General features: G+C 71.3%; 16 protein-coding genes. 4 read left to right on the top strand and 12 right to left on the bottom strand.

All coding sequences use genetic code 11. The features are described 5' to 3' along the window. Nucleotides 1–379: hypothetical protein (locus BLT97_RS38330; RefSeq protein WP_218137341.1), on the top strand; the 379-nt coding region annotated here is incomplete at its 5' end. A gap of 193 nt (nucleotides 380–572) precedes the next feature. On the opposite strand, the gene BLT97_RS33295 is transcribed toward BLT97_RS38330, so the two are convergent. Further along, nucleotides 573–1,580: a stage II sporulation protein M gene (locus BLT97_RS33295; RefSeq protein ID WP_093617059.1), complete on the bottom strand. Its 1,008-nt coding sequence runs from the start codon at nucleotides 1,578–1,580 to the stop codon at nucleotides 573–575. Nucleotides 1,581–1,669: 89 nt separating this feature from the next. On the opposite strand from BLT97_RS33295, the gene BLT97_RS33290 reads away from it, so the two are divergent. Then, entirely contained in the window at nucleotides 1,670–2,737 is a 1,068-nt protein-coding gene (locus tag BLT97_RS33290) for an RDD family protein (RefSeq protein ID WP_093617057.1), read from the top strand. A gap of 48 nt (nucleotides 2,738–2,785) precedes the next feature. Here BLT97_RS33290 and BLT97_RS33285 read toward each other — a convergent pair whose 3' ends face one another. After that, nucleotides 2,786–3,400, bottom strand: coding sequence for a hypothetical protein (locus tag BLT97_RS33285; protein WP_093617055.1), 615 nt, complete (start codon nucleotides 3,398–3,400; stop codon nucleotides 2,786–2,788). A 421-nt stretch (nucleotides 3,401–3,821) separates the two neighbouring features. After that, nucleotides 3,822–5,276, bottom strand: coding sequence for an adenosylhomocysteinase (gene ahcY / locus BLT97_RS33280; RefSeq protein ID WP_093617053.1), 1,455 nt, complete (start codon nucleotides 5,274–5,276; stop codon nucleotides 3,822–3,824). A gap of 433 nt (nucleotides 5,277–5,709) precedes the next feature. Between ahcY and BLT97_RS33275 the strand changes: the two genes are divergently transcribed. Continuing rightward, nucleotides 5,710–7,851, top strand: a complete 2,142-nt coding sequence (locus BLT97_RS33275) for a PTS fructose transporter subunit IIABC (RefSeq protein ID WP_093617051.1) — start codon at nucleotides 5,710–5,712, stop codon at nucleotides 7,849–7,851. Nucleotides 7,852–7,944: 93 nt separating this feature from the next. On the opposite strand, the gene BLT97_RS33270 is transcribed toward BLT97_RS33275, so the two are convergent. The 6 genes from BLT97_RS33270 to BLT97_RS33245 all read right to left on the bottom strand — a co-directional run bounded on the left by BLT97_RS33270 (nucleotide 7,945) and on the right by BLT97_RS33245 (nucleotide 13,994). After that, complete coding sequence (locus BLT97_RS33270; protein ID WP_093617049.1) at nucleotides 7,945–8,922, bottom strand: cation diffusion facilitator family transporter; 978 nt, start codon at nucleotides 8,920–8,922, stop codon at nucleotides 7,945–7,947. A gap of 94 nt (nucleotides 8,923–9,016) precedes the next feature. Further along, a complete protein-coding gene (gene manA / locus BLT97_RS33265; protein WP_093617047.1) occupies nucleotides 9,017–10,168 on the bottom strand; it encodes a mannose-6-phosphate isomerase, class I in 1,152 nt (383 codons plus the stop codon). A 156-nt stretch (nucleotides 10,169–10,324) separates the two neighbouring features. Continuing rightward, nucleotides 10,325–11,458 carry an SIS domain-containing protein gene (locus BLT97_RS33260; RefSeq protein ID WP_093617045.1) on the bottom strand — a complete coding sequence of 378 codons (1,134 nt, stop codon included), beginning with the start codon at nucleotides 11,456–11,458 and terminating at the stop codon, nucleotides 10,325–10,327. Nucleotides 11,459–11,498: 40 nt separating this feature from the next. Further along, nucleotides 11,499–11,669, bottom strand: a complete 171-nt coding sequence (locus BLT97_RS33255; protein WP_093617043.1) for a Trm112 family protein — start codon at nucleotides 11,667–11,669, stop codon at nucleotides 11,499–11,501. Between the two features lie 213 nt (nucleotides 11,670–11,882). Next, complete coding sequence (locus BLT97_RS33250) at nucleotides 11,883–13,244, bottom strand: phosphomannomutase/phosphoglucomutase (RefSeq protein ID WP_093617041.1); 1,362 nt, start codon at nucleotides 13,242–13,244, stop codon at nucleotides 11,883–11,885. Nucleotides 13,245–13,565: 321 nt separating this feature from the next. Next, nucleotides 13,566–13,994 (bottom strand): DUF3499 domain-containing protein, encoded by a 429-nt coding sequence (locus tag BLT97_RS33245; protein ID WP_093617039.1) that lies wholly within the window; start codon nucleotides 13,992–13,994, stop codon nucleotides 13,566–13,568. A gap of 321 nt (nucleotides 13,995–14,315) precedes the next feature. Here BLT97_RS33245 and BLT97_RS33240 point away from each other — a divergent pair, with 321 nt between their 5' ends. After that, complete coding sequence (locus tag BLT97_RS33240) at nucleotides 14,316–14,774, top strand: metallopeptidase family protein (protein WP_093617037.1); 459 nt, start codon at nucleotides 14,316–14,318, stop codon at nucleotides 14,772–14,774. A 150-nt stretch (nucleotides 14,775–14,924) separates the two neighbouring features. On the opposite strand, the gene BLT97_RS33235 is transcribed toward BLT97_RS33240, so the two are convergent. The 3 genes from BLT97_RS33235 to BLT97_RS33225 form a co-directional block, all read right to left on the bottom strand. Beyond that, nucleotides 14,925–16,463, bottom strand: coding sequence for a DUF5719 family protein (locus tag BLT97_RS33235; RefSeq protein ID WP_093617035.1), 1,539 nt, complete (start codon nucleotides 16,461–16,463; stop codon nucleotides 14,925–14,927). Further along, entirely contained in the window at nucleotides 16,460–20,299 is a 3,840-nt protein-coding gene (locus BLT97_RS33230; RefSeq protein WP_093617033.1) for a glycosyltransferase, read from the bottom strand. The genes BLT97_RS33235 and BLT97_RS33230 overlap by 4 nt, the downstream gene beginning before the upstream one ends. A 271-nt stretch (nucleotides 20,300–20,570) precedes the next feature. Then, nucleotides 20,571–20,834 carry a WhiB family transcriptional regulator gene (locus tag BLT97_RS33225; protein WP_093617031.1) on the bottom strand — a complete coding sequence of 88 codons (264 nt, stop codon included), beginning with the start codon at nucleotides 20,832–20,834 and terminating at the stop codon, nucleotides 20,571–20,573. Between the last annotated feature and the right edge of the window lie 280 nt (nucleotides 20,835–21,114).

The following is a 21,114-nucleotide window of genomic DNA, read 5'->3' as shown; positions in this document are numbered from 1 at the left end:
ATGTGTACCCGTAATCGGGTTCCCATCCGCGTTGAGCGGAACAGTACGGCGGAATAAGCCGACTGTTCTCAGCGTCCTCGCTGATGTGCCATCCCAGTGGGATGGACTTTTTCAAAGGAACCGCGTCCTCTCGAATGAGAATGAGAGAGACGGGGTTGTCAATCTGGCGTTGACTTTTGGCACGCTGTTGAGTTCTCAAGGAACGGACGCTTCCTTTGTACTCACCCTCTCGGGCTTTCCTCCGGGCTTCCCTTCGGTGTTTCCGACTCTATCAGACTCTTTCGGGCCCGATTTCCTCGGTGCTTTCCAGGGCTTCCGCTTTTCGGCGGTTTCCCTTTCCGGCGAGACCGACTTTATCAGAGTTTCTCGGCCGGTCTGACCGGCGTGGATTCTGATGAATCGGAAGAGGCTTCGTGAGGAATGAATTTCCTGCGAAGCACGTAGATGTGAATGCTGCCGCCGAACCGATCCGGCTCCAGGCAACTGTTCGAATCTACCTCCCCTGTCCTGCCGTGTCAACGGCTTTCTTGGGGCGGAGAGGACAGTAGCAGGTCAGGAGGGTCGGACGCACATCACGCGGCCATCGGCACGGAGGCGCTTCGCTCTGCCTCGGTTACATCGCCCCGCTCACCGCTGCGGACTGCGCGGCCGCCCACCCCGTACACGTAGAGGAGAAAGGCGAGTTCCGCGGCGACGCCGATGGCGATGCGCGCCCATGTCGGCAGGCCGGACGGGGTGACGAAGCCTTCGATCGCACCCGAGACGAACAGGACGAGGGCGAGGCCGATGGCCATGCCCAGCGCGGCCCGTCCCTCTTCCGCGAGGGCGGTGCGGCGGGTGCGCGGGCCCGGGTCGATGAGGGTCCAGCCGAGGCGCAGGCCGGTGCCGGCTGCCACGAAGACCGCGGTCAGTTCGAGGAGGCCGTGCGGCAGGACCAAGCCGAGGAAGGTGTCGAGACGGCCCGCGGAGGACATGAGGCCGATGCCGACGCCCAGGTTGAGCATGTTGAGGAACAGGATCCAGATCACCGGGAAGCACAGGAACGCGCCGAGGACCAGGCACATCGCGGCGGCCTGTGCGTTGTTCGTCCAGACCTGGGCGGCGAAGGAGGCTGCCGGGTGGCTGGAGTAGTACGTCTCGTAGTCGCCGCCGGGGCGTGTGAGCTGGCGGAGCTCCTCGGGGGCGGCGATCGCGGACTGGACTTCGGGGTGGGTGCCGATCCACCAGCCGATGAGGGCCGCGACCAGGGTGGAGAGCAGGGCGACGGGTACCCACCAGTGGCGAGTCCGGTACATCGCGGCGGGGAATCCGTGGCCCAGGAAGTGGGTGACGTCGCGCCAGGACGCCCGGCGCGTGCCGGTGACCGCGCTGCGTGCGCGCGCCACGAGCTGGCTGAGGCGGCCGGTGAGCTGGGGGTCGGGCGCGCTGGACTGGATCAGCGAGAGGTGGGTGGCGGTGCGCTGGTACAGGACGACGAGTTCGTCCGCCTCGGCTCCGGACAGGCGGCGCTGGCGGCGCAGGAGTGCGTCCAGGCGGTCCCATTCGGCGCGGTGTGCGGTGACGAAGACGTCCAGGTCCATCCGGCGGCTGCTCCCCTTGCTGCGGCGCGATGTGCACTCAGCTTGGCAGACTGTCGGGTCAAGGGGCAGTGCGGGGAAGGGCGGGACGCGTGAGTGAGCTGGTGACCGGCGAGGCGGTGGCGCTCGAGCTGCGTGCCGCGCGGCTGCCCAGCCGGGCCTTGGCGGTGATGATCGATCTGGCCGTGGCGATCGCCGCGTACGTCGCCGTGTCGGTGGCTCTGTTCGCTGCGGCCGGGTCCCTGGACGCGGCGGCGCAGGCGGCGATCTCCGTGGCCACCTTCCTTTTGATCCTCGTCGGTGGGCCGATCGCCGTGGAGACCCTGAGCCATGGGCGGTCGCTGGGGAAGCTCGCCTGCGGTCTCCGTGTCGTACGCGACGACGGTGGTCCCATCCGGTTCCGGCATGCGCTCGTGCGCGGGGCGATGGGGATCATCGAGATTCTCGGGACGGTCGGGGTGGTGGCCTGTATCGCCTCTCTGGTGTCGGCGCGTGGGCGGCGGCTCGGCGATGTGTTCGCGGGGACTCTGGTCGTACGGGAGCGGATCCCCGTGGCCCAGACCGCCTACGTACCGCCGCCTCCGCCCTGGCTGGTGGGGCGGTTCGCCGAGCTGGACCTGTCCGGCGTGCCCGACGGCCTCTGGCTGGCGATCCGGCAGTACCTGACGCGGATGGGGCAGCTGGATCCGCAGGTGGGGTGGTCGATGGCGGGCCGGCTGGCAGCGGATCTCGCTGCCTGTACGGGGACGGCCGCGCCGCAGGGCGTGCCGCCGGCTGCGTTCCTGGCCGCCGTGGTGCATGAGCGGCAGGCCCGGGATGCGCGGAAGGCGTTCGGGGGCGGCGGTGCGCTGGGGCCGGCTTATGGAGTGGGTCCCGGGTACGGGCCGGGGGCTGCGTATGGGCAAGGTCCGGGGTACGGGCCGGGTCCGGGGTACGAGCCAGGTGCGGGATACGGGCCAGGTCCGGCGGGTCCGGGGGCTGGGGTCGCGCCGAGGGTTGCGCAGCCCGTGTATCAGCCGGTTCAGCCCACGCATCACTCCCCTGTGACCAGCCCCGAGGTCGCACCTCGGGGCGAATCCGGATACGAGCCCGAGCCCGCGCCGCAGCGTCCTGTGCGGGAGAGCGAGCCGCCCAAGACCGGGTTCGCGCCGCCTGCTTGAGGGGCCGACGGGAATCGGGTCCTGTATATCCCTTACGCGGGTGCGGAGTTACGGGAAGGCCGAGGGCGGGGTCTCCAAGTCCTCGAGTTCGAGGCCGGGGGCCGCGAGGACCACGTCTCCTGCGATGTGGACCGTGTGCTGCTCGCCCGTGTCGAGGTCGCTGACCTGGTATTCCGCCACGGACAGCGGGCCGTTGTCAGTGGCGTGTGCTTCGATCTTCTGCAGCGACCAGGACTGGTCGAGGGTGCGCGGAGCGAGTACGGGGTCGGTGAAGCGGACGAGGCGGACGCGCTTCGAGGGGGAGTCGGGGGTCAGTCGCAGCAGTCGCGCTGTGGCGATCAGAAAGCCCGGTGAGCTGCCGGCGAAGGCATGGGCCTGCACATTGCCTTCGGTGGCGTGCTCGCCGGTGGGATCGGTGCGCACCCAGGTCACGCCGTCGAGTGCGGCGCCGCGCACCTGCCAGTCGGAGGCGTGGAGTTCTACGCGGATGGGGCGGCCGAGTTCGTCGACGGCCAGGTCGACGGATCCGGTGAAGTCTCCGGAGGGGGAGGTCAGTTGGGAGACGTAGCGCCACCCGGAAGGGCCGGGGGCGCAATGGAAGTGCTCTTCACCGAGGGGGGTGTGATCGTGCGGATCATGGAGCGAATAACGGCCGCGGGGCATGAGGTCGGGTCCTTGCTGGGTGCTGCGTGGGGCCTGCCGGGGTCCTGCTCGGGTCTTCAGGGGCCTTCCCGCGGGCAGGCCCCCGCCTGAGGGGCGAGGGCCTGCCTGGCGCCAAGTGCTCCGCCGGTGACGGCTGTCGGTGCCGACCGATCGCGGTGGACCGGGTCACCGCCGACGCCGATGCATGTCAGCAGCGACGTTCAGGCGCGTCAGCAGTGACGCGCTGCCGGGGTCAGCGGTGACGCTGCTGCGTGTCGGCAATGCCGCTGCCGCGTGTCAGCGGTAACGGCGGTGCGTGTCAGCGGTGATGCAGACCTTGCCGGGCTACTGTCGGCGTACGCCTTTGTCCTGCTCGCAGGGCGTACGCCGGGCAGTCACCCGGTCGGTGCGGACCACCGGTGACGCGGCGGCCGCGGTCGGATCAGTAGCGGTAGTGGTCCGGCTTGTACGGGCCCTCGACCTTGACGCCGATGTAGTCGGCCTGCTCCGGGCGCAGTTCGGTGAGCTTCACGCCGAGCGCGTCCAGGTGGAGGCGGGCGACCTTCTCGTCGAGGTGCTTGGGGAGCACGTACACGTCGGTCGGGTACTGCTCGGGCTTCGTGAACAGCTCGATCTGGGCCAGGGTCTGGTCCGCGAACGAGTTGGACATCACGAAGGACGGGTGGCCCGTCGCGTTGCCCAGGTTCAGCAGGCGGCCCTCGGACAGCACGATGAGGACCTTGCCGTCCGGGAACGTCCAGGTGTGGACCTGCGGCTTGACCTCGTCCTTCACGATGCCCGGGATCTGGGCCAGGCCGGCCATGTCGATCTCGTTGTCGAAGTGGCCGATGTTGCCGACGATCGCCTGGTGCTTCATCTTGGCCATGTCCGAGGCCATGATGATGTCCTTGTTGCCGGTCGTCGTGATGAAGATGTCGGCCTTGTCGATGACCTCGTCGAGCGTGGTCACCTGGTAGCCGTCCATCGCCGCCTGCAGCGCGCAGATCGGGTCGATCTCGGTGACGATGACGCGGGCGCCCTGACCGCGCAGCGACTCCGCGCAGCCCTTGCCCACGTCGCCGTAGCCGCAGACGACCGCGGTCTTGCCGCCGATGAGGACGTCGGTGGCGCGGTTGATGCCGTCGATCAGCGAGTGGCGGCAGCCGTACTTGTTGTCGAACTTCGACTTGGTCACGGCGTCGTTGACGTTGATCGCCGGGAACAGCAGCGTGCCGTCACGGTGCATCTCGTACAGGCGGTGGACACCGGTGGTGGTCTCCTCCGTGACGCCGCGGATCTCCGAGGCGAGCTTGGTCCACTTCTGCGAGCCCTCGGAGATGGTGCGGTTGAGGAGCTGCAGGATGACGCGGTGCTCGTCGTTCTCGGCGGTGTCGACCGAGGGGACCTTGCCGGCCTTCTCGTACTCGACGCCCTTGTGGACGAGGAGGGTGGCGTCGCCACCGTCGTCCAGGATCATGTTCGGGCCGCCGGAGGGGGTGTTCGGCCAGGTCAGCGCCTGCTCCGTGCACCACCAGTACTCCTCGAGCGTCTCGCCCTTCCAGGCGAAGACCGGGACGCCCTGGGGGTTGTCCGGCGTGCCGTTCGGGCCGACGGCGATCGCGGCGGCGGCGTGGTCCTGGGTGGAGAAGATGTTGCAGGAGACCCAGCGGACCTCGGCGCCCAGGGCGACCAGGGTCTCGATGAGGACGGCGGTCTGCACGGTCATGTGCAGGGAGCCCATGATCCGCGCGCCGGCCAGCGGCTGCGACTCGGCGAACTCCTTGCGGATCGACATCAGGCCGGGCATCTCGTGCTCGGCGAGGGTGATCTCCTTGCGGCCGAACTCGGCCAGCGAGAGATCGGCGACCTTGAAGTCCTGTCCATTGACAAGGGTCATGTGAAGCTGCTCCCAGATCGGAGGCGGTTTTCGGGCATGGAGCGGCTGCGGCGCGGGCACACGGACGCGCGGGCGGTGCAGGCAGCCCGCGCGGGTACACAGGGGTGCACCCGGTAGCTCGCAGCGCAGTCCGTCGGAGGCCCTCTCTCCCTCGGACGGCCCAATCGCGGACCGCCCGACCGCCATCAGCAGCGACGTCTGTCAGGTCACGAATCTACACCGATCGGCCCAGCGGACAGTAGTCCGCCCCTGGGACGTAGGGTCGATGACCGCAAAGGGCCCGGGGCCCGGTGGATACGGGTCCAGAGGCCTGTTGGATCCGGGCCTTTTAGACTTTTGCCCGTAGACCTGCCCATAGCAGGATGCGGTTGGCCGAACTCCGTGATGCAGGACAGGCGCATCCGGAGACGACACAGAGCTTGAGGAGATCTACGTGACCAGTCCGGCGCAACCCCCCGCGGGCGCGGGGCCCGATGGGCGGAAGCTCAAGCTCCTCGCGGTCACTGCCTGCCCCACCGGTATCGCCCACACGTACATGGCGGCCGAGAAGCTCCAGCAGGCGGCCGAAGGCCTCGGCATCGACATGAAGGTGGAGACGCAGGGCTCGATCGGCGCGGAGAACGTCCTCACTGACAACGATGTCAGAGAAGCGGACGGCATCATCATCGCCGCCGACAAGGAGGTCGAGCTCGACCGCTTCGCCGGCAAGAAGCTCCTGACGGTCCCGGTCGCGGACGGCATCCACCGTCCCGAGCAGCTGATCGCCGAGGTGCAGAGCGCCAAGGTCTACGCGGGCGGCGGTTCCGGCGGCGGTGCGTCGGGCGGCTCCGCGAGTGCGGGCGGGGGCAAGGAGCGGAGCCTCGCGTACAAGGCGCTGATGAACGGTGTCTCGTACATGATTCCGTTCGTCGTCGTCGGCGGTCTGCTCCTGGCGATCTCGCTCTCCCTCGGTGGTGACGCCACGAGCAAGGGCCTCGTGATCCCCGAGGGCACCTTCTGGTTCTACGTCAGCAAGCTGGGCGAGACCGGCTTCAAGCTGATGCTGCCGATCTTCTCCGGCTACATCGCGTACGCCTTGGGCGACCGGCCCGCGCTCGTGCCCGGCATGATCGGCGGCTTCCTGGCCGCCGACGCCGTGAACATCTACGGTGCCGATGCCAACGCCGGCTTCCTCGGCGCGATCGTCACCGGTTTCTTCGCCGGCTACCTGGTGCTGTGGATCCGCAAGGTCAAGGTCCCGAAGGTCGTCGCGCCGATCATGCCGATCATCGTGATCCCGATCGTCTCGACCTTGATCGTGGGTCTGGTCTACATCTATCTGATCGGCCAGCCGATCTCCTGGGTCTTCACGCACCTGACCGACTGGCTGAACGGCATGACCGGCACGAGCGCGATCCTGCTCGGCGCCATCATCGGTCTCATGATCGCCTTCGACATGGGCGGTCCGGTCAACAAGACCGCCTTCCTCGTCGCCACCGCCCTCATCGGCACCAACAACGCCGTGATGGGTATGGCCGCGGCCGCCATCCCGGTCATGCCGCTCGGCCAGGGCCTGGCCACGCTGCTGCGCAAGAAGCTGTACACGCAGCAGGAGCAGGAGACCGGCCTCGCGGCCTTGTTCATGGGCTTCTTCGGTATCTCCGAGGGTGCGATCCCGTTCGCGGCGGCGCGGCCCGCCCAGGTCATCCCGGCGAACATGCTCGGTGGCGCGGTCGCGGGTGCGATCGCGGGTGTGGCCGGCGTCGAGGACTCCGTACCGCACGGTGGTCCGATCGTCTCGCTGTTCGGTGCCATCGCCGGCGTAGCGATGTTCTTCGTCGCCATTGCGGCCGGTACGGTCGTGACCGCCCTGACCACGAACGCGCTGGTCGGCATGAAGGCCCGCAAGGAGGCCGGCAAGGACGCCGCGCTCGGCGCCCCCGAGCCTGCCCTCGCCGGGGTCGGCGCGGGGGTGAAGTCCGCCGGTGCCGCCGCGGCAGCCGCGGGCACCGCCTCGGCCGCCACTCCGGCCGGGGCGAAGGAAGCGGGTGTCCCGCCCGCATCCACTGGATCCGGTGCGGCTGCGGGCGCCGGTGCCGGCGTCAATGCCGGCTCCGGCTCGGACACGGGTTCCGGTGACGAGGTCCTCTCCGGCTACCTCACCGAGCAGACCGTCAAGACCCAGCTCGTCTCCGACGACAAGGAGGCGGCGATCCGCGAGATGGCCAACATGCTGGCCACCACCGGCAAGGTGACCGACACCGAGGAGCTCGTGCAGACCGCGCTGCGGCGCGAGGCGCAGGGCACCACGGGGCTCGGCGAGGAGATCGCCATCCCGCACGCCAAGACGGATGCGGTGAGCGCTCCGGTGGTCGGGTTCGCGCGGTCCGCCGAGGGGGTCGAGTGGGGTTCGCTCGACGGCACGAAGGCCAAGTTGATCTTCATGATCTCCGTGCCGGAGGCCGCCGCGGGCGACGAGCACCTGCGCATCCTCGCGCTGCTGTCGCGCAAGCTGATGGACACCGGCTTCCGTGAGCGACTGCAGGCGGCTCCGGACGAGGCGGCGATTCTGGACGTGCTGCGCGAGATCCAGTAGTCCCGAGGTCTGCCGGTACGCGGACGGGCCCCGCACCCATCGAGGTGCGGGGCCCGTCGCCGTATCCGTGGACGCAGGGAGTCGGGCAGGGAGTCAGTGACCGGCGTCCCCGGTCGGTCCGCCCGGTGCCTTCGCCGGGTTCTCCCCCGCCGCCGCGGCCGACTCGCTGTAGATGTCCGGCTCGAGGTAGATCACGCGGGCGATCGGGACGGCGGCGCGGATGCGGTCCTCGGCGGCGTTTATGGCGGCGGCCACCTCGGCGGCCGTGTCGTCGTGCTGCACGGCGACCTTGGCCGCGACGAGGAGCTCCTCCGGGCCGAGGTGCAGCGTGCGCATGTGGATGATGCGCGTGACGGTCTCGCCGTCGACCATCGCCGCCTCGATCTTGGCGACCTCGTCCGCGCCCGCGGACTCACCGAGCAGCAGCGACTTGGTCTCGGCGGCGAGGACGATCGCGATCAGGATGAGCAGGACACCGATGCACAGCGTGCCGATGCCGTCCCACACACCGTTTCCGGTGGCGAGCGCGAGGCTGACGCCGACCAGGGCGAGGATCAGGCCGACGAGCGCGCCGAGGTCCTCGAGCAGGACGACGGGAAGCTCGGGCGCCTTGGCACGGCGGACGAACTCCTTCCACGACTGCTTGCCGCGGATCGCGTTCGACTCCTTGATGGCCGTACGGAAGGAGAAGGTCTCCGCGATGATCGCGAACACCAGGACGCCGACCGGCCAGTACCAGTGGTCGATCTCGTGCGGGTGCTTGATCTTCTCGTAGCCCTCGTAGATGGCGAACATGCCGCCGACCGAGAAGAGGACGATCGAGACGAGGAACGCGTAGATGTAGCGCTCCCGGCCGTAGCCGAAGGGGTGTTGCGGCGTGGCCGCGCGCTGGGCCTTCTTGCCGCCGAGCAGCAGCAGACCCTGGTTGCCCGAGTCGGCGAGCGAGTGGACGCTCTCCGCGAGCATCGAGGAGGAGCCACTGAAGATGAAGGCCACGAACTTCGCTACCGCGATGGCGAGGTTGGCGGCGAGTGCCGCCACGATCGCTTTGGTTCCGCCTGACGCACTCATCTAGCCCGATGTCCCTTCGAACCGCCAATGGACCGCACGGCCGCTGAGGGCCGTGCGGTGCGCCATTGTTGCAGCAGTGGCAGGCGACGGGGTGTCAGGCCACCACGGTGGCGCGGAAGAGGGTGCCGTTTCCGGAAATCTCCGCCGCTCCGCCGGCCGGGACGAAGACCGACTGGCCCGGCGCGAGTTCGAACGTGCCCGCGCGCACCGCACCCGCCGTGCACAGCAGGATCTGCGGTGTGGCAGCGGTGAGGTCGCGGGCGGCGGAGCCTTCCGCCAGGACGTACCGCGAGAGCCGGAACTCGTCGATGGGCGTCTCGTAGACCTCCTCGCCGTCCGCCCCCGCCTCGGGGCGCAGGACGCCCGGGTCGGTGGCCTCGAAGCGGACGATGCGCAGGAGTTCGGGGACGTCGACGTGCTTGGGGGTGAGGCCGCAGCGCAGGACATTGTCCGAGTTGGCCATGATCTCGACGCCGAGGCCGTTCAGATACGCGTGCGGCACGCCCGCCCCGAGGAACAGGGCCTCGCCGGGCTGCAGTTGGACGTAGTTGAGCAGCATCGCGGCGATCACGCCCGGGTCTCCGGGGTAGTGGCGGGCGATGCTCGCGTACGGGGCGTAGGCGCCGCCCAGGCGCTCGGCGGCGGCCGCGGCCTCGGTGACGGTGGCGGACATGGCGTCCTTGTCCGCGCTGAGCACCGCGGTCAGGACCTCGCGCAGGGCGGCCTCTTCGGGTTGCGCGTGCAGCAGGTCGACGTACGGCTTCAGGGAGTCGACCCCGAGGCCGGCGAGCAGATCGGCGGCCTCCTGCGGGGCGCGGAAGCCGCACAGGCCGTCGAACGGGGTGAGGGCGCAGATCAGTTCGGGCTTGTGGTTGGCGTCCTTGTAGTTGCGGTGCGGTGCGTCGATCGGGACGCCGCGCTGCTCCTCGTCGGCGAAACCTTCCTTGGCCTGCTCCAGATTCGGGTGCACCTGGAGCGAGAGCGGGGCGCCGGCGGCGAGCAGCTTGAGCAGGAAGGGCAGCCGGGGGCCGAACTTCGCCACGGCCCGCGCGCCCAGCTCGGCCTCGGGGTCCGCGTCGATGACCTCGTCGAGCGTGCCGCGCTCCAGGCGCGAGGGGGCGCCGGGGTGGGCGCCCATCCACATCTCGGCCTGCGGCTCACCGGTCGGCGCCACTCCGAGAAGCTGCGGGATCGCGGTGGTCGAACCCCAGGCGTACGGGCGGATGGTGTTGCTGAGGCGGTCCATGAGGGGCTTTCTGTCGTACGTACGGGAATCAGGCGCCCGACGCGGGCACCGGCAGGTGCGGGGTGAGCGGTGCGCTCATCAGCGGTGCGCTCATCAGCGGTGCGCTCCTGGGCCGTGGGCGCCCGCGCGTCGGGCGCCCGGGGCTCGGAGGGACGCTCATGATGAGCCGCCCGAGGCGAGCGACAGGTAAACGGCGGCGAAATCCGTGACGGCGATCAGCTCCGCCAGGCTCTCGAGGTCGCTGCCCTCCTGGGGCTCGAGCTCGCTGATCGCGATGTCGTGGCCGAGCGCCAGCTCCCGGGCCGCGGGGGCGGCGCTCAGACCGCCGGTGGGGCGGTCGCGCAGGAGGACGGCGCGCGCCCGCAGGGCCTGCGGCTCCTCCACGCGGTCGCGGAAGAAGTCGTCCGGGTCGCCGCCTGCCGCAAGGTTGCCGGTGAGCAGGGCGCCGTGGGCGGGCAGCGCCTCGGGCAGTTCGCCGGCGAGGGCGGCGCGCCCCGCGATCTCGGCGAGCATCGCGGCAAACCGGCGCCCCACCGGGCCCGCGGGCGGACCCTCGGTCCAGATCAGCGGCAGGGACTCGTCGAGCTCGGCGGCGAGGGTCTTGGCCGGATTGCTGTACGTGGCGATCGCCGGGCCGCAGCGCTCGGCGGTGCTGTCGAGGCGGTCGGCGATCTTCTGCAGGCTGTCCGGCGCGGCCTCGATCAGGCCGGCCCGGTCGAGCAGGGCGAGCAGCGGCGTGAGCAGCGCCCACAGGGCATCGGGTCCTGCGGCGGCGCCCTCCTCGTACTCCGCGTAGAGGCTCTTCGCCATGGGGACGGCCAGTCCGTGCTTGGCGCCGACCGTCTCGTGCAGCGGGGAAGCGGCCGGGGCGACGGAGGTGACCGAGCATCCCCGGCGGTACGCCTGATCGGCGAGGAGCTCGAGGCCCGGTTCCGTGCCGTCCGGGGTGGCGATCAGGAGCAGGTCGACCGGGCCCGCCCAGCCGGGCAGCGTCCAGCGGAGGGCTCCGGCAGCCGGGGCGACCCCCGTGGGCTGCAGCCTGATGACCGGGCAGGCGGCGCCGGCGAGGCTGTCGATCAGGTCGGCCACGCAGACAGAGGCGGCACCGGGGCCCGCGATGAGGATCGCCCGTGGGCGCCCCTCGGGGCGCAGCTTTCCCACGCCGGCCTCCTCCGCGTGCCGCACGGCGGTGCGCACCCGGGCGCCCGCCTCCGCCGCACCGCGGAGCAGACCTCTGCGATCGGCACGGGCGAGTGCTTCGGGAGAGTCCAGCAGCGCGTCGTCTAGCACGGGGGTGGGCCTCCGATCGCTGGAGTCTTTTCCGGCCGGGTCAGGCCGGGCGGCGGGCCTCGTCGACGAGCAGGACGGGGATGCCGTCGCGGACGGGGTAGGCCAGGCCGCAGTCGGTGCCGGTGCAGATCAGCTCGGCGTCCGCCTCCTCGAGAGGGGCGTGGCAGGCCGGGCAGGCGAGGATCTCGAGAAGGCCGGCTTCGAGCGGCATGGGGCGTCCCTTCGAACGTCTGGTTTGACCACGTCAGCGTATCTCCGAGTGAGTGGACGTGGCTGGTCTTGGGGTAGAGGGCAAGGCTCTGCGGTGCGGAGTCGGCGCCGGGTAGTTCGGGGCGGGGCGGCGACGGGTAGTTCGGGGTGCAGCCGCGGTGGGGCGGGTGAGGGCGTGTGTCCGCCTTCTGTCCGCCCCACCGACGCGCCGAGGCTAGGCCCGTACGAGGGCGAGGACCTCGTCGCGTACGCGTTCCATCGTGGCGGTGTCGCGGGCCTCGACGTTCAGGCGCAGCAGCGGCTCGGTGTTCGAGGCGCGCAGGTTGAACCACCAGTCCTCGGCCGAGACGGTCAGACCGTCCAGCTCGTCCAGGGCCAGACCCTCGCGGCCCTCGTAGGCGGCCTTCACCGCGGCCGCGCGCCCGGCCTGGTCGGCCACGGTCGAGTTGATCTCGCCGGAGCCGGTGTAGCGGTCGTACTGCGCGACCAGATCCGACAGCGAGCCCTCCTGACCGCCCAGCGCGGCCAGCACGTGCAGGGCGGCGAGCATGCCCGTGTCGGCGTTCCAGAAGTCCTTGAAGTAGTAGTGCGCCGAGTGCTCACCACCGAAGATCGCACCGGTCGCGGCCATCTCCTGCTTGATGAAGGAGTGGCCGACCCGGGTACGCACCGGCGTCCCGCCGTTCTCCCGCACGACCTCCGGAACCGACCACGACGTGATCAGGTTGTGGATGATCGTGCCCTTGCCGCCCGCCTTCGCCAGCTCACGCGCCGCGACCAGCGCCGTGATCGCGGACGGCGAGACCGGCTCACCCCGCTCGTCCACGACGAAGCAGCGGTCGGCATCCCCGTCGAACGCGAGGCCGAGGTCGGCGCCCTCCTCGCGGACCCGCTTCTGCAGATCCACGATGTTGGCCGGGTCCAGCGGGTTGGCCTCGTGGTTGGGGAAGGTGCCGTCCAGCTCGAAGTACATCGGCACCAACTCCAGCGGCAGACCCTCGAACACGGTCGGCACGGTGTGCCCGCCCATCCCGTTGCCCGCGTCCACCACGACCTTCAGCGGGCGGATCGAAGTCAGGTCCACCAGATTGCGCAGGTAAGCGGCATAGTCCGTGAGCGTCTCGCGCTGCGTGATCCCACCCGCGGCGGCAGCCGGCTCAGGCGCACCCGTCTCGGCCCACTCCTCCACCAGCGCACGGATCTCCGACAGTCCCGTGTCCTGACCGATCGGGGCCGCACCCGCCCGGCACATCTTGATCCCGTTGTACTGCGCGGGATTGTGCGAGGCCGTGAACATCGCACCCGGCAGATCCAGATCACCCGAGGCGAAGTACAGCTGATCCGTCGAGCACAGGCCGATCTCCGTGACATCCACCCCGAGCGCCGCCGCCCCCCGCGCGAACGCCCGCGACAGACCCGGCGAGGACGGACGCATGTCGTGGCCGACCACGATCGCGTCGGCGCCCGTCACCCGCACGAACGCAGCACCGAACAGCTCCGCCAGCCGCTCGTCCCACTGATCGGGAACCACGCCGCGCACGTCGTACGCCTTCACGATCTGCGACAGATCAACCACAGCCCAAGCCTCTCTGGAAATGTCCGCTCCGATGCGCCAAACGTACCGGGAGCGGACCGGCCCCCGTACCGGCCTGTGGATAACTCCACAGGCCGCTCCCCGGCAGAAGGTTCACCTCCGCTTCACAACACCGCCACGAAGGCGGAGGTGATCATGCGCCGCAGAGGGCGATGAGGTGGATGAGCAGCAGCAACACGCCATGTGGCACAGGCTGTTGGGGAGGCATCAGGCGCTCGATGCGTAGACAGGCCTCACGACATTGCGCGAGCAGGGAAGTTGGGGAACTCGACGCCCACGTAAGCCCGTTGAACTCGGCAGGCGTCAGGACTCGGGCGACCGCAGCACCCGCAGGTGCCCCCGGCGCGCGACTTCCATCGGATCGGCCCCGGAGCGCCCGCCGTTGCCCCCGGCCTCGGCCGCGCGCTCCTGCGGGCGTGCGGCTTCGCGTACGGCGTTGGCGAGGGCTTCGAGATCGTCACCACTGGGACGGGGCGGGGCGGAACCGTCCGCGAGGCGGACGACCTCCCAGCCGCGCGGGGCGGTCAACCGCTCGGAGTGCTCGGCACACAGGTCGTAGCAGTGCGGCTCCGCGTACGTGGCGAGCGGACCGAGCACGGCGGTCGAGTCCGCATAGACGTACGTCAGCGTCGCGACGGCGGGACGGCCGCAGGCGGTGCGCGAACAGCGACGTACGAGGCTCACGACGTTGGACGGTACCGCACTCTTGAGCGGGCCGCGACGACTCTCCACGAGGTCACTCCCCCGTGTCGTGCTGTGAACCCGGACACACCGCCCGCGATCGTCTCCGCGCTGACCTGCGTCGGCCCCATCCGGCGCGGTGGGGAAGGGTGTTGAATGCGGTCACCACTCGGTGCAAATGCCGTCATTTGCCATGCGGCGGATGGTCCGTGAGCTGTACGGAACCGCACTCAGAAGCGATAGGAACGGTCAGGAACCGACAGCACCTACGCCGGACGCCGCACCCTCCGCGGGCGTGCGAGGACACGGCGGAAGGACGCCCCCGCGCCGGGAACGGCGGCTGTCGGCCCGGAGGACTAGGCTTCACCGGTGATGGACAGCCCCGTACCGCCCCGCCCCACCGAGCCGAGGCCCCGCCGCCGCGACCGACACGGCCGCGGCATGCGCGGACCCGTCGCTCCCCCGCAGGTGCCCCTGTCGGCGAGCCGGGCCGAGGTGTTCACCGACCTGGTGCAGGACTCCGTGGAGCGCCTGGAGAGGCGGCTGCCGCAGCTGGCCGATGTCGAGTTCCTCGTGCTCGAAGTGCCGCGCACGCAATCCGCGGACGGGGTGCCGGATCCGGACTTCGGCGGCTCGGTGCCGCTGGGCGGGATCATCCCGGCGCGGGAGGGCAAGCCCGCCCGCGTCGTCGTCTACCGGCGCCCGGTGGAGATCCGCACCAAGAGCCGCGACGAGCGGGCGGCGCTGGTGCACGAGGTGGTCGTCGAGCAGGTCGCCGAACTCCTCGGCCTGTCACCGGAGTCGGTGGATCCGCGCTACGGCGAGGACTGACCCACCCGGGGGCCGCACGGCCACCGGCTCCTGCACCGGCCGCAGTTGCTCTTCACCGCGCCACCGGCGCGAGCCCCCGCCCCAGTTGCTCCGGCACCCCGGAGCAGGGCCTCGGCCGTCCCTACGTCTCCGCGAGGGCCTCGGCCGCCGCTACTTCTGCACCACCGACACGTCGTACTCCGCCTCCGGCACGGACACCGTGCCGCGGTCGTACGGCAGCGTCTGCACGGTGAACATCGGCACGCCCGCCTCGGGGAGTTCGAGCGTGCGGGCCGCGTACGCCGTGCCGGACAGCGTCTCCACCGTCAGCGCGTACGCACCCTTCAGACCGCCCGGCACCTCCGGCGCGACCTCCATCGTGGTGCCCTCGCGCACGGTGTACGTCTTCGTCACCGACGTACCGCCGCCGCTGCCGTCCGAGGACGTGACCCGCACCTTGGCGGTGCCGCGCGGGGCGGTGAGGCTGAGGGTGGAGCCCTTGGCGCGGTTGTCCGCCGCGGTGGCGCGCTCGCCCACGGGGGCGGTGGCCGGGATGAACGCCACGTCCTGCTTGGCCCCCTTGCCGCGGGTCACGCGCAGGGCCGCCACCACCGGTACGGAGCGGTCGGTCGGGGTGAGCACGAGCGAACCCGCCTCGCCCTTGGTCACGTCGCCGAGGTCCGCCACGGCGGTCATCCCGCTCTTGACGTGCAAGGACTCGTTCCCGGCCGGGGTGATCGAACCGGCCGCTCCCGCAAGGGAGATCTTCAGGTCCGCGTCCTCGTCGCCGGGCGCGAAGGCCACCAGGCGGACCGACTCGGCGTCCTTCGGGATGCCCGGCAGGATGATGCTGCCGCTCGGGTCGGCCGAGGCGGCCAGCCAGTCCGCGCCCAGCTTCTGGTCCGCGGCCTGCACGGCGGCGCCGATCCGGCCCGTACGGGCGGTGACATGGGCGGTGACGTCGGCCTGGGGGTCCTCGGTCAGCGTGGACAGCAGCACCGCGCGGGTGGAGTGCGGGGCCACGGTGTACTCCTCGGCGCCGTCGGGCATGAGGCTGCCCTCCGGTCCGAACAGCTCGATGTCGGCGACGGCGGCGGTGGAGTCCGGGTTGGTGAGGTGCACGTAGTCGGCGCGGTCCTCGGCGGTGCTCGCGCCCGGGAACCAGAAGTCCGTGTCCGGCGCCCCGCAGGTCAGGCCGAGCAGACCGCGGCCGCTGCCCGCCGGCATCTCGGTGGTCTGCTGCACGGTCCAGCCGGGGGCGAGCGCGCCGTCGGCGGATCCGATCAGGGCCGGGGACTCGGCCCCCGACGCCTTCGCGGTGACGGGCTTGCCGACGGCCTCGGCTTCGAGCGCGGGCTTCGCGTCCTTGCCGCCCTTGTCCTGCTTGTCGCTCTTGCCGCCCTCCTCGCCCTGCTCCTCGTCCTTCGCGTCCTCGTCCTTCAACTCCCTCACGGAGGGCTCGAGTCGGGCCGCGCCCTTGCCGTCGGTCGCCGCGGCGCCCTCGGACTCGGGTGTGAACGAGGTGTAGACCGTGTCGGCCAGCTCGGACGCGCTGGGCGCCGGGCACAGCAGCGAGGACCGGTCTACCGGCCGCTGCTCGGCGGCCTTGCCCGGGGTGTCGCCGCCGTCCGGCGCGGTGAGCGCCGCGAAGCCGGTGACGGTGGCGAGCGCGGCGCCCGCGGCGATCAGGGACAGGGTGGTGCGGTTCACTGCCGGCTCCCGTCGGGGCGCTCCTGGTCGGTCTGGCTGTTCTGCCCGTACGGGTCGGGGTCCTGGCCCTCGTACGGGCCGTAACCTCCGCCGTAGGACGCGGGGTCGTAGGCCGTGGCGTCGTAGCCGCCTTGCCCGCCGGGCACGTTCTGGCCGTACGCACCCTCGCCGGACCCGTCCTGGCCGTACGCGTTCTCGCCGGAGCCGTCGCCGCCGTACGCGTTCCCGCCGTACCCACCCGGGTCCGTGCCCTGCGCCGGGAACGATCCGGTCGGGTAGCCGCCCGTCCCGTAGCCCTGGCTGTCGTAGCCGTACGGGTCGAACTGGCCCCCGCCGTCGGGGTTCTGTCCCGCCTGGTACGGGTCGGCTTGGTACGGGTCTGCCTGGTACGGCTGCTGGTAGGCGCCCGCCTCGTAGGACTGCTCTCCGGCGGCCACCCGCTGCGGCTCGTCCCACTCGCCGTAGGACCCCTGCGCGGGGACCTCGGCCGGCTCGCCCTGTCCGCCGGCGGCCTGGGCGCTCTGCTCCGCCTGGGCGCGCAGCCTGCGTGCCCTGCGGCCCTCGCCCGCCGCGGCCTGGGCCGGCAGCTCGACGGCCTCCTGCGGCAGATCGTCGTCCACGGTCCTGCGGCGGCCCGGCAGGGCGAGCACGACCAGTACGAGGGCCAGCGCGCCCTGGGCCCAGAGCCATCCGGTGTGGGTGCCGGAGTCCTCGTACACCACGCTCAACCGGCCGCCGCCGGACGGCAGTTCGAAGCCCTGCGCCCAGCCGTCCACCGTCTTCTTGGTGAGCGGCTTGCCGTCGAGCGTGGCCGTCCAGCCCCCGGCGGCCGAGTCGGCGAGCCGCAGGACGCGCCCGCTCTCGCCCGCCTGCGCCGCCGGGATGTCGGTGTGCACCTCGACCGGACCCGCGGCGACGGGCCTGGGCGCCTCGTCCCCGGAGAGGATCGCGGCGCGCGAGACCTGGCGGTCGACCCGCCACAGGTAGGTGCCGTCCTGCTGGCTGAGCCGGGACAGGCCCGGCGTCGCGTCGAGGACGCGGATCATCTGGCGCGGGGCGCCCTCCTGCACCATGACGTAGCGCACCGCGAACCCGCCGAGCTCGTCGGCCTGGTCGGCGCCGGAGCCGGCCACCAGGCGGGCCACGGTCTCGTCGAGCAGGTCGCCGCCCTTGCCGTGCGCCGCCAGTTCCGCGTCGCCGAGACGCGCACCGGCGCCTCGGACGAGCGTGTACGCGACGGAGTGCTCCGACTCGCTGTCCAGGACCAGGGTGCGGGCCTGGTCGCGGGTGTTGGCCTCCTCGGCCACGAAGGCCGGGACCTGGGCCGGGTCGGTGCGCTGCAGCGGGCCGTCCGCGCCGCGGATCATCCAGCCCGCGGCGGACAGCAGCGGCGCGGCGGCAGCCGCGAGGGCGATCAGGGCCGCGACGGGCTGGCGCCAGCCGAAGCTCTGCTCGGCCACGCGGGAGCGCGCACCGTCGGCGCCGAGCACCGCGGCCGCGATCAGCGCGAGGCCCTGCACGAGGGTGGCGGGCCCGGCCCAGGTGGAGCCGTTGGAGAACGCGGCGAAGAAGAAGCCGAGCAGCGCCACGGCCCACGCCGTACGGATCGGCAGGACGCGCTCACTGCGCAGGAGCGCGCCGAGCGCCGCGAGCACGACACCGATGAGCAGCAGCCCGCCGACGGTGCCGGGCCCGCCCGGGCTCGCACCCAGCAGGTCGAGCGCACCGGCGGAACCGGCGCCGAAGGCGAGACCGGCCTCGCGGAAGAACCCGAAGGGCAGCAGCGAGAGCGACCACGGCGCGAGAACCAGGAGCGGCGTACCGAGCTGGGCGAGGAAGCGCAGCCCGTACGCCGTGAGGTCGGCGCGGCGCAGCACGAGGAGCCCGATGCCGAGCAGCAGCGCGAGGGGCCACACGATCGGCGTGAAGGCCGTGGTGACCGTGAGCAGCAGGGCGTACGCCCAGGTCGCACGCCAACTGCCGCGCAGCCCTTGGCTCTCCGTGCGCAGCCCGCTCGCGGCGATGCCCGCGCGGGCCATCAGCGGCAGCAGCACGGCGAGCACGGCGGTGCCGATCCGGCCGCCCGCGAGGGCGCCGGTGGCGGCGGGCAGGAAGGCGTACGCGACGGCCGCCCAGGCGCGCAGCAGGCGCGACTGGACCAGCGAGCGCGAGGCGAAGTACGCGGTGAATCCGGCCAGCGGGACCGAGCACACCAGGAGCACGGTGACGGCGAGTCCGGTCGAGCCGAAGAACACCGTGGCCAGCGCGGAGACCAGCGCGAGATACGGGGGCGCCGCCTCGGTGCCGCCGGTACCGACCGCGTGCCATCCGTCCAGGTAGCGCGACCAGAGCCCCGCGGCGTCCGCGGGCGCGGGCAGCATGGCGCCGCCGGCCAGCGCGCCGCCGCCGATCAGGGCGCGGCAGGCGATCAGCGACACGAACAGCAGGACCACGAAGAGCATCGGGCCGGGCTTGCGCGCGATCCGCTTGAGCCGCGCGAACTGCTCGATCTCCAGGAAGTCGGCGTCGTCGCCACCGGGACCGGACTCGACCGCGCCATGGCGGCCGGCCGAGGTCTCGGGGTCGCTGCGGCCCACCACTTGGGAGGCGACCTGCTCGACGGTGAGCCGCACGGTCGCGCCCGGCGGCGGGAAGAGCGGCCGCAGTTCGGCCGCCTCCACGACAGCGCGCCTGCGGCGGCGCGCGCCGATGATCCGGCCGGGGCGCAGCAACGTACCGAAAAGTCCGGCGACTTCGTCGACCGCCTGGCCGGGCACCTTGCCCACCAGATAAGCGAGCGTGCGCAGCAGCGTGCCGAGCACCAGGCGCACCAGCACCCACGGGAGCATGGCCGCGCGGGTGTTGGCGAGCAGTGTGTAGACGGCGCCGGCCTTGTCGACGCGGTGCGGGCTCGTGCTGGTGCGGCCCACGCAGTCCACGGTGCGCCGCTCGCGCGAGGCCGCCTCCGCGTGGCGCATGACCGCGTCGGGCGCGATCAGGACGCGGTGGCCGGCGGCCTGCGCACGCCAGCACAGGTCCACGTCGTCCCGCATCAGGGGCAGCCGGCGGTCGAAGCCGCCCAGCTCCTCGTACACATCGCGCCGGATGAGCATGCCCGCGGTGGACACGGACAGGACGGGCCGCACCTGGTCGTGCTGGCCCTGGTCCTGCTCGCGGCGGTCGACGCCGGTCCAGCGGCGGCCGCTGTGGGCGATCGAGACGCCCACTTCGAGGAGCTGCCTGCGGTCGTACCAGCCGCGGAGCTTGGGACCCACGACGGCCACGTCGCGGCCGAGCTCCTTCTCGTTCTCGACCACGCGGAGCAGCTCGGCGAGCGCGTCGGGCTCGGGCGCGCTGTCGTCGTGCAGCAGCCAGAGCCACTGGACCGGTTCGCCGTACGGCAGTTCGGGCAGGTCGTAGGCGTCGTCGCGCCAGGTCCTGCTGACCGGGTCCCAGCCGCTGGGGCGCTTGAGGTACGGCAGCTCCTCGGGCGTGAGGATCCCCGCCGTGCGGGCCGCCTCGTCCACGGCCGCGCCGAAGCCGGAGCGGCGGGCGAGGTGCAGCACCCGGTCCGCGCCGAGCGCTTCGGTGACCAGCCGCGCGGAGTCGTCGCCGCTGCCGGTGTCGGCCGCGATGACGTTCTGCACCGGGCGCTCCTGGCCGAGCAGGCCGGACAGGGCCTCGGGCAGCCAGCGGGCGCCGTCGTGCGAGACCAGCACGGCGGTGACCACGTGCCGCGGGTGTTCGGGCGCGCGCGTGGGGTCGGACAGCGCCGGGCGGTTCGGGTCGACTGCGGCGGCGCCGTAGGCGCCTGCCGGTGAGCTGTGCACGGACATCGAGGTACGGGCCCCGGTTCGATGGACTGCGGTGGACGCCTGTGCCCCACGGGGGGCACGGGGCGTCTCGGACGGGGCCCCACACTAACGGCAACCAGACAACGAGGTCCGCCGCCTGTGGACAACCCACGGACGACGGACCGTTCTCTACGTATCACTGTGTGCGGTTTGATCGGATAGGCGCCCTCGCGGCGGGATTCCGATCAGCCGGTCACCGCGCGCCGGGCCGGCCGGCCATCGCGCGCCACCCGGCCGGCGGCCGCGAACCGGCTCAGACCGCCGCCTTCTTGAGGCGCCGGCGCTCGCGCTCCGACAGGCCGCCCCAGATGCCGAAGCGCTCGTCGTTGGCGAGCGCGTACTCGAGGCACTCGGAGCGGACTTCGCAGGCGAGGCAGACCTTCTTGGCCTCGCGGGTGGAGCCGCCCTTCTCAGGAAAGAAGGACTCGGGATCGGTCTGGGCGCACAGCGCGCGCTCCTGCCAGCCGAGTTCCTCTTCCGCGTCCTCGACCAGCAGTTGCTGGAACGACTCGGTCATGTGCGCCCCTCGTCTGTTTGGTGCAGCCCCGTGATGGTGCCGTTACCGATTTCGGCCGAACGACACGAGTGAAATTACAAGTGTGCCGATCCGGGCCAGTCAAGCCGAGATCTGCTATTGGGCCCCTTATTCACTCTGCGGAACCAAGGCTGTGCGGAAAGTGTTCAAATCGCCATAAACCCAGACACTTACCTTTGGCCAACCCCGTACATCCATCCGACATACAGAAGGACGCGTTGGAGTTTGATCTCGTTGCAGAGTGAGCGCCGAAGCGAAACGG

Origin of the sequence: Streptomyces indicus, from assembly GCF_900100315.1 — a bacterium.
Taxonomy (GTDB): Bacteria; Actinomycetota; Actinomycetes; order Streptomycetales; family Streptomycetaceae; genus Streptomyces; species Streptomyces indicus.
The sequence above is the reverse complement of the archived record's forward strand: the minus strand, read 5'-3'. Positions and strand labels throughout refer to the sequence as shown.

Excerpts from the sequence above, each read along its gene's own strand:
- ahcY (WP_093617053.1), bottom strand. The coding sequence starts at position 5,276 with ATGACCCTTGTCAATGGACAGGACTTCAAGGTCGCCGATCTCTCGCTG.
- BLT97_RS33225 (WP_093617031.1), bottom strand. The coding sequence starts at position 20,834 with ATGACCGAGTCGTTCCAGCAACTGCTGGTCGAGGACGCGGAAGAGGAA.
- BLT97_RS33240 (WP_093617037.1), top strand. The coding sequence starts at position 14,316 with ATGGACAGCCCCGTACCGCCCCGCCCCACCGAGCCGAGGCCCCGCCGC.
- BLT97_RS33295 (WP_093617059.1), bottom strand. The coding sequence starts at position 1,580 with ATGGACCTGGACGTCTTCGTCACCGCACACCGCGCCGAATGGGACCGC.
- BLT97_RS33255 (WP_093617043.1), bottom strand. The coding sequence starts at position 11,669 with ATGCCGCTCGAAGCCGGCCTTCTCGAGATCCTCGCCTGCCCGGCCTGC.
- BLT97_RS33230 (WP_093617033.1), bottom strand. The coding sequence starts at position 20,299 with ATGTCCGTGCACAGCTCACCGGCAGGCGCCTACGGCGCCGCCGCAGTC.
- BLT97_RS33270 (WP_093617049.1), bottom strand. The coding sequence starts at position 8,922 with ATGAGTGCGTCAGGCGGAACCAAAGCGATCGTGGCGGCACTCGCCGCC.
- BLT97_RS33285 (WP_093617055.1), bottom strand. The coding sequence starts at position 3,400 with ATGCCCCGCGGCCGTTATTCGCTCCATGATCCGCACGATCACACCCCC.
- manA (WP_093617047.1), bottom strand. The coding sequence starts at position 10,168 with ATGGACCGCCTCAGCAACACCATCCGCCCGTACGCCTGGGGTTCGACC.